This window comes from Nocardioides lianchengensis (assembly GCF_900101465.1).
In the GTDB taxonomy this organism is placed as follows: domain Bacteria; phylum Actinomycetota; class Actinomycetes; order Propionibacteriales; family Nocardioidaceae; genus Nocardioides; species Nocardioides lianchengensis.
Map to the genome: position 1 here is coordinate 308586 of NZ_FMZM01000001.1, position 12254 is coordinate 320839.

The window sequence follows — 12254 nt, forward strand, 5'->3', positions numbered from 1 at the left end:
CAGGCTATCGGTCGAAAAGGTCACACTTCGTGGCCCCGGTCACGCGACGCTCCTAAGGTGCCGACCATGACCGAGGTGGAAGGTGGGCTGCCCGAGCCCGAGGAGCTGGAGCCCGAGCAGGGCTCGCTCGACCTGGCGGCGCCCGAGGACCGGCACACCCGTGAGGAGTGGGAGGCGGCCACCGCCGCGGTGCTCCGCAAGTCCCGACGGATCGGTGACGACGACCCGGACGCGGTCGTCTGGGACAAGCTGACCCGGACGACCCTCGACGGCATCGCCGTCACCCCGCTCGGCACCCCCGACCTGCTCGACGGCCTGGTCACCAGCGGCCGGCCGACCCGCGTCGGCGCCTGGGACGTCCGGGCCCACCTCGGGGGCGGTGACGCCAAGTCGGCCAACGAGGCCGCGCTGATCGACCTCGACGGTGGCGTGACCTCCCTGTGGGTCGGCACCGACGGCACCGATCTCGCGGCGCTCCTCGAGGGCGTGCTGCTCGACCTCGCGCCGGTCGTCCTCGACGCGCCGGCCGACCCGCTCGCCGCCGCCCGCGCCTTCCTCGAGTACGTCGGCGACCGCGAGCTCGCGACCGGCACCAACCTCGGGGTGGACGCGACGGCCGCCGACGAGGTCCTCGTCGCTGCGGCCGGCCTGGCCCGCGACGCGGGCGTCCTCGGGTTCGTCGTCGACGCGACCGCCGTCCACGACCGCGGCGCCTCCGACGTCCAGGAGCTGGCCCACGCGCTGGCGGTGGCCGCCCGGCTGCTGCGGGTCCTCGAGGGCGCCGGGATCCCGGTCACCGAGACCGCGTCGCTGGTGGAGTTCCGCTACGCCGCGACCGACGAGCAGTTCCCGACGATCGCCAAGCTGCGCGCCGCCCGTCGGCTCTGGGCCCGGGTCCTCGAGCTGAGCGGCGGCGAGGGCGGGCAGCGTCAGCACGCCGTCACCAGCCGGCCGATGATGACCCGCTACGACCCCTACGTGAACATGCTCCGCACCACGGTCGCCGCCTTCGCGGCCGGCGTCGGGGGAGCGGACGCGGTGACGGTGCTGCCGTTCGACAGCCCGCTCGGTCGCCCGGAGGGCTTCGGCCGCCGGATCGCCCGCAACACCTCGCACCTGCTGGTCGACGAGTCCCACGTGGCCAAGGTCGCCGACCCCGCCGGCGGCTCGTACGCCGTCGAGAAGCTCACCGACGACCTGGCCGTCGCCGCGTGGGAGCTCTTCGGGCGGCTCGAGGACGGGGCCGACCTGGACGCCGAGATCGCCGCCACCGTCGAGCGCCGCGAGGCCGAGGTCGCGAAGCGCAGGCGCCCGCTCACCGGGCTCTCGGAGTTCCCGAACCTGGCCGAGACGCTGCCGCAGCGCGCGGCCGACGACGCCTGGACCGACGTCCGTCCGTACGGCGCCAGCTACGAGGCGATGCGCGACACCCCGCCGGACGCCCACGTCTTCCTCGCGACGCTCGGCCCGATCGCCCAGCACACCGCGCGGGCCACCTTCGCGACCAACCTCCTCGCCGCGGGCGGGGTCGCGGTCGACGTCGCCGGGCCGACGAAGGACGCCGACGAGCTGGTCGCGGCCTACGCCGGTCAGCGGGTGGTCTGCCTCGCCGGACCCGACGGCGCCTACGCCGCGTTGGGACCGGCCGCCGCCGAGGCGCTCCGGGCCGCCGGGGCGTCGTACGTCATCGTCGCGGGCAAGCCGATCGACGGCACCGACGACTCCTGCGCGATGGGCGTCGACGCCCTCGCCTTCCTCACCCGAGTCCGGGAGCAGCTGGCATGAGCATTCCGAAGTCCTTCAGCGGCCTCGACCTGGCCGGCGCGATCGCGCCGACCGGGGAGGTGTCCGGCGAGCCGTGGACGTCCCCCGAGGGCATCCCGATCAAGCCGTCGTACGACGCCGCGGACCTGGCCGGTCTCGACGCGCTCGACACCTGGCCCGGGCTCAGCCCGTTCCTGCGGGGGCCGTACCCGACGATGTACACGACCCAGCCCTGGACCGTCCGGCAGTACGCCGGGTTCTCCACCGCGGAGGAGTCGAACGCCTTCTACCGCCGCAACCTGGCGGCCGGCCAGAAGGGCCTGTCGGTCGCGTTCGACCTGGCGACCCACCGCGGCTACGACTCCGACCACCCGCGGGTGCGCGGCGACGTCGGCATGGCGGGCGTGGCCATCGACTCGATCTACGACGCCCGGACGCTCTTCGACGGCATCCCGCTCGACGAGATGTCGGTGTCGATGACCATGAACGGCGCGGTGCTGCCGGTGCTCGCGCTCTACATCGCGGCGGCCGAGGAGCAGGGGGTGAAGCCGGAGCAGCTCGCGGGGACGATCCAGAACGACATCCTCAAGGAGTTCATGGTCCGCAACACCTACATCTACCCGCCGGCGCCGTCGATGCGGATCATCTCCGACATCTTCAGCTTCACCTCGGCGCGGATGCCGCGGTTCAACTCGATCTCGATCTCCGGCTACCACATCCAGGAGGCCGGGGCGACGGCCGACCTGGAGCTCGCCTACACCCTGGCCGACGGCGTCGAGTACATCCGCGCGGGCCTCGAGACCGGCATGACGATCGACCAGTTCGCGCCGCGGCTCAGCTTCTTCTGGGCGATCGGCATGAACTTCTACATGGAGATCGCCAAGATGCGCGCGGCCCGGGCGCTGTGGAGTCGGCTGGTGCGCCAGTTCGAGCCGCAGAACCCCAAGTCGCTCAGCCTGCGCACGCACAGCCAGACCTCCGGCTGGTCGCTCACCGCCCAGGACGTCTTCAACAACGTCGGCCGCACCTGCATCGAGGCGATGGCCTCGACCCAGGGCCACACCCAGTCGCTGCACACCAACGCGCTCGACGAGGCGATCGCGCTCCCGACCGACTTCTCCGCCCGGATCGCCCGCAACACCCAGCTCCTGCTGCAGCAGGAGAGCGGGACGACCGGGACCATCGACCCGTGGGCCGGCAGCTACTACGTCGAGCGGCTCACCCACGACCTCGCCGAGAAGGCCTGGGCCCACATCCAGGAGGCCGAGCAGGCCGGCGGCATGGCCCAGGCCATCGAGCAGGGCATCCCCAAGATGCGCATCGAGGAGGCGGCCGCGCGCACCCAGGCGCGGATCGACTCGGGCGCCCAGAAGGTCATCGGCGTCAACACCTTCCGGCTGGCGGCCGAGGACAAGCTCGACGTGCTGCGCGTCGACAACGACGACGTCTACCGCCAGCAGATCGCCAAGCTGGACCGGCTGCGGGCCGAGCGCGACGACGACGACGTACGACGGGCGCTGGAGGCGCTGACCAACAGCGCCGAGCGGGGCGCGTCGAAGGGCTCGCTCGACGGCAACCTGCTCGCGCTGGCCGTGGACGCGGCCCGCGTCAAGGCCACCGTCGGCGAGATCTCGGACGCGCTGGAGAAGGTCTACGGCCGGCACCAGGCCGTGATCCGTACGATCAGCGGCGTGTACCGCGACACCGCCGGCGAGGGCGACGGCACCCTGGTGCAGCAGGTGCTGGACGCCACCGAGCAGTTCGAGGAGGCCGAGGGCCGCCGACCCCGCATCCTGGTCGCCAAGATGGGCCAGGACGGCCACGACCGCGGCCAGAAGGTCGTCGTCTCCGCGTTCGCCGACCTCGGCTTCGACGTCGACGTGGGGCCGCTGTTCTCGACGCCGGAGGAGGTCGCCCAGCAGGCGGTCGACGCCGACGTGCACATCGTCGGCGTCAGCTCGCTCGCGGCCGGCCACCTCGCGCTGCTGCCGGCGCTGAAGGAGGCGCTCGCCGAGCAGGGCCGTCCCGACATCATGATCGTGATCGGCGGCGTCATCCCGCCCGACGACGTCCCCACCCTGCGCGAGATGGGGGCCGCCGCGGTGTTCCTGCCCGGCACCGTCATCGCGGAGTCGGCCCTCGACCTGCTGGCCGCGCTGCGCGAGGAGCTCGAGCACTGATCGCGGGCTCGTTCACCTGATCGACAGACGTCGTACGTCTCCCCTCGGGGCGGTCGTCCCCCGGAGGTCCCCTCCGGTTAACCGACCCTCCTTAACTTCCATGGCGGTTCTCGGCCACATCCCCCTGCCAAGGAAGCGACTGCATGCCCCTCTCGTACCGGCGTGTCCCACGCGCGCCACGTCTCGTGTCCACCGCCCTCGCCGCCGCCCTCGCGGTGGCCGGCCTCGCCGCGACGTCGCCGGCCGCCACGGCGGCCGCCGTCGACCCGGCGACCGACTTCACCGAGCTCGTCAACCCGTTCATGGCCACCCAGGGCGACCACGGGCAGAACCTGCCGGGCGCCCAGGTGCCCCACGGCCTGGCCAAGCCCAACCCGATGACCGCGCCCGGACGCACCCACTCGGGCTACGACTACGCGCAGGGCAACATCCGGGGCTTCACGCTCACGAACCTCGACGGCGTCGGCGGCTCGGGGGCCGGCGGCGACCTGCTCGTCGTCCCGACCTACAACAGCTACTCCGCGCGGCCCGCGACCAGCAGCTACGCGCTGCCGTTCTCGCACGACGACGAGACCGCGGAGCCCGGCTACTACCAGGTCGGCCTGCAGTCCCCGCGCGGCACCATCGACGCGGAGCTGACCGCCACCGTCCGCAGCGGCCTGGAGAGGTTCACCTTCCCGCGGGCCGGCCGGGCCTCGCTCGTGCTGGACCTCCAGAACAACTTCACCGGCCGGCTCGGGTCCGAGCTCGCCGTGACGACCCTCGAGGACGGCCGGGCCGAGCTGTCCGGCAGCGTCACCGGCACCTTCAACGGATACAACTACAAGCTCTACTACACCGCGGTCACCAGCGCGCCCGTCGCCAGCGTGCAGACCTGGGGCGAGGGAGCCGCGTTCGGGCCCACGAAGCGCCGTACCGGTGTCGACGCCGGCGCCGTGATGACCTTCGACGTGGACGCCGGCGAGGCCGTGCAGCTCACCACCACCCTGTCGCCGATCAGCGTCGCCCAGGCCCGCCGGGACCAGGCCGCCGAGCTGGCCGGCAAGTCGTTCGCCGACGTCCGCGAGGACGCGCACGACGTGTGGCAGGAGACCCTGGGCAAGGTCGCGGTCACCTCCGACGCCACCAGCGATCCCGACGGCGACCTGGCCGCGATCTTCTACACGAGCCTCTACCGGATGCTGGCGACGCCGACCAACGCGACCAGCACCGACGACACCTACCGCGGCGTCGACGGAGCGGTGCACCGCGCCGACGGCTACACGCACTACGACGGGTGGGGCACCTGGGACGACTTCCGGAAGTTCCCGGTGCTCGCCACCATGTACCCGGACGTGTACGGCGACCTCGTGCAGTCGCTCGTCGACCTCTACGCCGACGCGGCCACCGTGGGCAACGCGACGCTGAGCAGCCGGATGATGGCCGTCCCGACCGTCCGCTTCGAGCGCTCCGCGATCGTCATCGCCGACGCGATCTCCAAGGGTGTGCACCTGGAGCGGCTCGCGAAGGCCTTCCCGGCCGTGGTCGCCAACTCCACCACCTACAACGCGACCAACCGCGCCCTCGGCTACCTCGCCGACGACCCGGGCACCACCGTCGCCGCGTCGTACGACGACTACGCGCTCTCGGTCATCGCGACCGAGCTCGGCCTGAGCGCCGACGCCGCGTCGTACGCCGCCCGCGCCGCCAACTACAAGAACGTCCTGAAGCCGGCCGCGTGGAAGGCCTCCGACGGCACCGACGTCGCCGTGCTGTCCTCGCGCAACGCCAGCCGTGAGTGGGCCTCGGACGACCTGGAGCAGTTCCAGGCCGCGCGCCTCTACCAGGGCACGCTCTGGCAGTTCCACTGGTACCCCTCGCAGGACATGGCCGGCCTGATCACCGCCATGGGCGGCACCGCCGCCGCGCGGTCGGCGCTCAGCCACTACTTCGGCGAGCAGGCGCCCGACGACGGCACCAGGATGCTGAAGTCGAACGCCAACGAGGTCGACCTGCAGACGCCGTACCTCTTCAACTACCTGGGCCAGCCGGCCAAGACCCAGAAGTGGGTGCGCGACCTCTACACCAAGGAGACCTGGCAGCAGTACATCGCCACCGGCGGCACGGACGGCAACACGCCCCCGTCGAGCAACGGCAAGCTGACCCCTCCGATCAGGACCAAGGTCTTCAAGAACGAGCCGCAGGGCTTCCTGCCGACCATGGACGACGACACCGGTGCCATGTCGGCGACGTTCGTCGCGGCGGCGCTCGGCCTCTACCCGGTCACCGCCGGCTCCTCGCAGTACCAGGTCGGCTCGCCGTTCTTCCCGCGCGTCGACATCTCCCACGCCGACGGCACGTCGTTCAGCATCACGGCCGACCAGGTATCCCCGGACAACTACTACATCCAGGGCGCCGAGCTCAACGGCCGGACCCACGGCGACACCTGGGTCGACTACGCCGACATCGTCGGCGACGGCTCGTTCGAGCTGACGATGGGCGCCGCCGCCTCGACGTGGGGCACCAGCAGCCGCCCGGCGTTCTCGATGAGCACCGCCGGGACGGGGGCGCCGGCGACGGCGAGCATCACCTCGGACCGGGCGGCGCTGACCGCGGACGCGGACGGCAAGGTCGACGGAACCATCACGATGTCCCTGCAGGGCGCGGCCTTCGCCGGCGCCACCGGCACCGACCTCGCCGCGGCCGGACTCGTCCGGGTCGTGGGGCTGCCGGCCGGCGTCACCGCGACGGTCACCAGGTCCAGCGCCACCACGCTGGCCGTCCGGGTCACCGGCACCCTGGTGCGGCTGGCCCGGTCGCGGTTCGCCGTACGACTGACCGACGGGGCGCTCACCGGAGTCCCGGCGGCAGCGGTCACCGGCAGGGGCCTCTCCACGCGGGACCCCTTCGCCCTCCGGGTCACCGACCACTGGCGTGCTCAGCTGCAGGAGACCTACGCCGAGGCGCGCCTGGTCGTCGCGGGCAACTACGAGGGCTCGACGTACGCCGCCCTCGCGACCGCGCGCGACTCCGCCCGCACGGTCCTCGCCCGCACGGAGGCGACCGACGACGAGCTCGACGCGGCCGACGCGGCGCTCACCGCGGCTCTCGACGGGCTGGTCCTGAGCCAGGGCGGATTCCGCCGGCTCGAGGCTGAGAAGCAGGACGAGTGGTCGGGCGGCTTGCTCGGCAACGAGACCACCGGCATCGGTGGCGTCCGTCCCGGCTCGTGGATCGCGTTCAACGGGGTCACCTTCGGCGAGGGCCAGGTCCCGGACCAGCTCCAGGTGCGGTACGCCGGCGCCTCGGCCGACGGCTACGCCAACGCCGCCGTCGAGGTGCGCCTCGGATCGCCCACGGGTCACCTGGTGGCGACGGTGCCGACCCCGCCGACCGCCTCCACCTTCGGCACCTACGTCACCGCCACCGCGGACCTGACCGACGTCGAGGCCCTGCTCGCCGCGAGCCCGGCGAAGGTCTACTTCGTCTTCACCGGCTCCAACCCCACCGCCGGTGACACCGCGCTGCACTGGGTCGGCAACTTCGACTTCATGCAGTTCGCCGACTCCGGCGCCGTCGAGGAGGAGCCGGTCGACAACAACGTCGTCCTGACCCCCGAGGGCCGGACCGGGTGGGGTGGCGACGGCGTCAGCGTCGGCAGCAACACCATGAAGACCGAGACGGCCTCCGCCGGCGCGGGTGGGTTCACCGCCATCGCCAACACCCACCACGGTGACTGGGTGCGCTGGGCCGGCGTGGCCTTCCCCGACGCCCCGACCAAGCTGTCGATGCGCTACATCAACAACTCCAACCGGGTCGCTCCGGACGCCAACCTCGACGTCTATCTGGACTCGATGACCGGCACCCCGCTGGTCAACGTGCCGCTGCCGGCCACCGGCTCGGACTGGAACTCCAGCGGCGTCGCCGAGGTGAACCTGCCGGCCGGCCTCACCGGCACGCACGACGTCTTCATCGTCCTGCGCGGCACCTACACCGAGGCCCGGCCCTACATCGGCAACCTCGGCGGCCTCACCTTCGACGTCCCGGACGCCCCGTCCGGCGACGGCCTGGTCGTCGAGTTCGAGAACCGGAGCCGGTGGGCCGGCACCGAGCTGAAGACCGAGAGCTTCAGCTGGAACGACGGCACCTCCGGCGTCAACGTCGGGGGCACCCGCGACGGCGACGTCCTGGAGTACGACGACCTGCGGTTCGCCAAGACGGCCACCTCGGTCTCGGTCCACTACGTCAACAACTCCAGCCGGGTCGGCAACAACTCCCGGATCGAGCTCTACCTCGGCTCGCGCACGGGCGCCCCGCTGGTGACCGTCCCGCTCCCGGTGACCGGCGCCAACTGGTCGTCCGCCGGGACCACCACCGTGTCGCTTCCGACCGCGGTCAGCGGCACGCACGACGTCATCGCGGTGCTCCGCACGGACGTCCCCGACGCGAACCACCCGTTCGTGTCGAACCTCGACTCGCTCACGTTCAACTACGGCGTGGACACGTCGGCCCTGCGCGCGCTCCATGAGGCGCACCGGCCCGAGCTGACCAACGGCGCGCGCTACGTCGGCGTGGACTTCGCGGCCTTCATCCGGGCGATGGAGTCGGCGTCGGAGGTGCTGGTCGACGAGACGGCGATCGCCTCCGAGGTCAAGGCCGCCCTGCGGGACCTGCGGCTCGCCGTGGGCCAGCTGGCGCCCCGGGTCCGGCGGTCGCTGATGGTGGGCGTCGCCGACGTCCAGGCCATGGACCTGACCCGGTACTCGCCGGCGACGGTCGGCGTCCTCCGCTCGGCGCTGGCCGATTCCACGGCCCTGCTGGCGGCCGGCACCGCCACCGACGAGCAGTACGCCGGCCAGGGCGCCACCCTGCAGGCCGCGGTCGACGGCCTGGAGCTGCGGGCCTCGGCGGCGCCCGACGTCCCGCAGGCGGTGTCCGCGACGGTCTCGCTGCGCAACGTCACCGTGTCGTGGGCCGCCCCGGCGTACGACGGCAACTCGCCGCTCACCGGCTACACCGTGCAGCTGGAGGGTGGGGAGCCGGTCTCGGTGGACGCCGCGACGACGTCGTACACCTTCACCGGGCTGGACCGCGGCAGGTCGTACCGGGCGAGCGTCAAGGCGGTCAACGCCCTCGGCGCCTCGCCGGCCAGCGGCTACAGCGCCTACGTCCCGATCGCCAGCGTCCGGCCCACGGCACCCGCCCGACCCGGCGTCTCGGTGACCGGTCGGGCGGTCACGGTCAGCTGGGACGCGCCGGACGACGGCGGCTCGACCATCACCGGCTACACGGTGCGGCTGAGCAACGGCGCCGAGGCCCAGGTGGCCGGGGGCACGAGCAGCCACACGTTCCCGGGCCTGGCGGCCGGGGACTACACGGCCACGGTCGCGGCGACCAACGTGAACGGCACGTCGAACGTCTCGACGCCGTCCGCGCGGGCCACCGTCCTCGCCGCGCCGACCGTCATCCGGGCCACGGCCACGGCCCCGGCCTGGTCGCAGGTCCAGGTGCGGTGGACGGCGACCGGCCCGCAGCGGTTCGTCCTCCAGGTGTCGCTGAGTCGTGCCGGACGCGTCGTCGCGAGTCGTCAGGTGTGGTCCGACACCACCGGCGTGACCTTCGCCGGTCTGGCGGCGGGCACGTCGTACCAGGTCCGGGTGGGGGTGGTCGGCGGCACCGCGGCGGCCACCACCACGGTCCGGACGCCGGCCCGGCCGCGGGTGAAGGCCGCGACGGTGACGATCACGGGCCAGGCGAAGGTCCGCCGTACCCTCGCGGTCAACCTGCGTCGCACCTCCTGGAGTGCGGGCACCCGGTTCACCTACCAGTGGCGGGTCGACGGGAAGGTCGTGAGCACCGCGGCCCGACTGCGGCTGAAGCCGGCCTTCGCGGGCAAGCGGGTCACCGTCCGGGTCACCGGCACTCGCGGTGACTGGACGGCCACCACCGTGACGAGCAAGGCGGTCCGGGTCCGCCGCTGACCCGTCCGTCCCGCTGCACCCGGCGCCCCGGTCCTCCTGGACCGGGGCGCCGTTCGCGTCCGGCGGTACTGTGCCCGACGTGCCCGCCGTCACCGTGCCCGATCTGCTCGAGGGAGTCGCCGCCGGCCACCGGGCTGCGGTCTCGCGGGCGATCACCCTCGTCGAGTCCGCGAACCCGGCCCACCGCGAGCGGGCCCGCGAGCTGCTGACCGCCCTGCCCGTCCCGGAGACCTCGGCCGTCCGGGTCGGGATCTCGGGCGTGCCCGGCGTCGGCAAGTCGACCTTCATCGAGGCGCTCGGCAGCCGGCTCACGGCCGCCGGCCACCGCGTCGGCGTGCTGGCCGTCGACCCGTCCAGCGTGCGCACCGGCGGCTCCGTCCTCGGCGACAAGACCCGGATGCCGCGGCTCTCGGTCGACCCCGGCGCCTTCATCCGGCCCTCGCCCAGCGCCGGCACGCTCGGCGGGGTGGCGCGGGCGACGGTGCAGGCCATGTCGGTCCTCGAAGCGGCGTCGTACGACGTGGTGCTGGTCGAGACGGTCGGCGTCGGTCAGTCCGAGGTGACCGTGGCGGGCATGGTCGACACCTTCCTGTTCCTCACCCTGGCCCGCACCGGCGACCAGCTGCAGGGCATCAAGAAGGGGATCCTCGAGATCGCCGACGTGATCGCGGTGAACAAGGCCGACGGGGACCGCGAGCAGGAGGCCCGCGGCGCGGCCCGCGAACTGGCCGGCGCGCTGCGCCTGGTCCGCGGCCACGGCGAGTGGGCGCCGCCGGTCGTCACCTGCTCCGGGCTGACCGACGTCGGCGTCGACGACCTGTGGGAGCGGGTGCAGGCCCACCGCGACCACCTCGGCGTCGACGGCCTCGCCCACAAGCGGGCCGGGCAGCAGCTCGACTTCACCTGGGCCCTGGTCCGTGACGAGCTCGACCAGCGGCTGCGGCACTCGCCGGGCGTGCGCGCGGTCCGGGACCGGATCCGGGCCGAGGTGCTCGCGGGGGACCTGCCCGCCCCGGTCGCGGCCGACCGCCTGCTGGCGGCGTACGACGCCGTCGAGTGACGCCAGATGGCTGCCCGGAGCCGTCCGAGCGAGCCATCCGGCGTCACTCGACGACGACCGGCGGGCTAACCTCCTGGGGATGCCCGCGGACGACTCCCTCCCCTCGCTCGTCGCCGGCGTCGTGGACAAGCACGACGCCGAGCTGGTCGGGCTGCGCCGTGACCTGCACGCCCACCCCGAGCTCTCGTGGGACGAGGTGCGCACGACCCGGCTGATCGCCCGACGCCTCGAGGACACCGGCTGGCGGCTGACCCCCTTGCCGCGCACCGGTGTTGTCGCCGAGCTCGGCTCCGGCGGCCGGGTGGTGGCCCTGCGGGCCGACATCGACGCGCTGCCCGTCCAGGACGCGACCGACGACCCGTGGCGCAGCACCGTCGCGGGCGTCGCGCACGCCTGCGGGCACGACGTCCACACGACGGCGCTGGTCGGTGCGGCGCTCGCGCTGGCCGAGGCCCACGACCGCGGCCGGCTCGCGGGCCGGGTGCGGCTGTTCTTCCAGCCCGCCGAGGAGGTCATGCCCGGCGGCGCCGTCCACCTGATGGGGCTGGGCGTCCTCGACGACGTCGATCGGATCTTCGCCCTGCACTGCGACCCGGGTGTCGACGTGGGCCAGGTCGGGCTGCGCCTCGGCCCGCTGACCAGCGCCGCCGACCGCGTCGAGGTCCGCCTCGAGGGTCGGGGCGGGCACACCTCCCGGCCGCACCTCACCGGCGACCTCACCTTCGCGCTGGCCAAGGTCACGACCGAGCTGCCGGCCGTCCTCTCGCGGCGGATGGACCCCCGGGCCGGCGTCAGCGTCGTCTGGGGCGTCGTCAGCGCCGGGGCCGCCCCCAACGTGATCCCCGACCAGGGCCTGCTGGCCGGCACGGTGCGGATCCTCGACGCCATCGCCTGGGCGGACTGCGAGAAGCTGGTCCGCGAGGTCGTCCACGAGATCGTCCGTCCGTACGGCGTGACCGCGCACGTCGACTACCAGCGCGGGGTCCCGCCGGTGGTCAACGAGCCGGTCTCCAACCGGATCCTGGCCCAGACCGTCCGCGACGTCCTGGGGGACGACGGGCACGTGGTCGCGCCGCAGAGCCTCGGCGGCGAGGACTTCGGGTGGTACCTCGACCAGGTCCCGGGCGCCATGATGCGCCTGGGCACCCGCACCCCGGGCGGCCCGACGTACGACCTCCACCAGGGTGACCTGCGCATCGACGAGCGCGCGATCGGGATCGGGGCCCGGCTGATGGCCGGGGCGGCCGCCCGGGCGCTCACCGAGCCGCCCGCCTGAGGCGGGCGGCCCGG

5 protein-coding genes are annotated in these 12254 nt (G+C 73.3%); all 5 read left to right on the forward strand.

Translation table 11 applies throughout. The annotated features are described in order from the left end of the window. Positions 1-66 precede the first annotated feature (66 nt). Complete coding sequence (locus tag BLT76_RS01560; protein WP_090850073.1) at positions 67-1785, forward strand: methylmalonyl-CoA mutase family protein; 1719 nt, start codon at positions 67-69, stop codon at positions 1783-1785. After that, positions 1782-3944, forward strand: a complete 2163-nt coding sequence (scpA, locus tag BLT76_RS01565) for a methylmalonyl-CoA mutase (RefSeq protein WP_090850075.1) — start codon at positions 1782-1784, stop codon at positions 3942-3944. Before BLT76_RS01560 ends, scpA begins: the two co-directional genes overlap by 4 nt. 185 nt (positions 3945-4129) lie before the next feature. Beyond that, the gene (locus tag BLT76_RS01570) at positions 4130-9904 is read left to right on the forward strand and encodes a glycoside hydrolase domain-containing protein (RefSeq protein ID WP_139175371.1); all 5775 of its coding nucleotides are present in this window, start codon (positions 4130-4132) and stop codon (positions 9902-9904) included. A gap of 79 nt (positions 9905-9983) precedes the next feature. Further along, complete coding sequence (meaB, locus tag BLT76_RS01575) at positions 9984-10964, forward strand: methylmalonyl Co-A mutase-associated GTPase MeaB (RefSeq protein WP_090850808.1); 981 nt, start codon at positions 9984-9986, stop codon at positions 10962-10964. A 79-nt stretch (positions 10965-11043) separates the two neighbouring features. Next, positions 11044-12240 (forward strand): amidohydrolase, encoded by a 1197-nt coding sequence (locus BLT76_RS01580; protein ID WP_090850079.1) that lies wholly within the window; start codon positions 11044-11046, stop codon positions 12238-12240. The last annotated feature ends 14 nt before the right edge of the window (positions 12241-12254 follow it).

Coding starts and splice junctions, on each gene's coding strand:
- BLT76_RS01580 (WP_090850079.1), top strand. CDS start 11,044: ATGCCCGCGGACGACTCCCTCCCCTCGCTCGTCGCCGGCGTCGTGGAC.
- BLT76_RS01560 (WP_090850073.1), top strand. CDS start 67: ATGACCGAGGTGGAAGGTGGGCTGCCCGAGCCCGAGGAGCTGGAGCCC.
- scpA (WP_090850075.1), top strand. CDS start 1,782: ATGAGCATTCCGAAGTCCTTCAGCGGCCTCGACCTGGCCGGCGCGATC.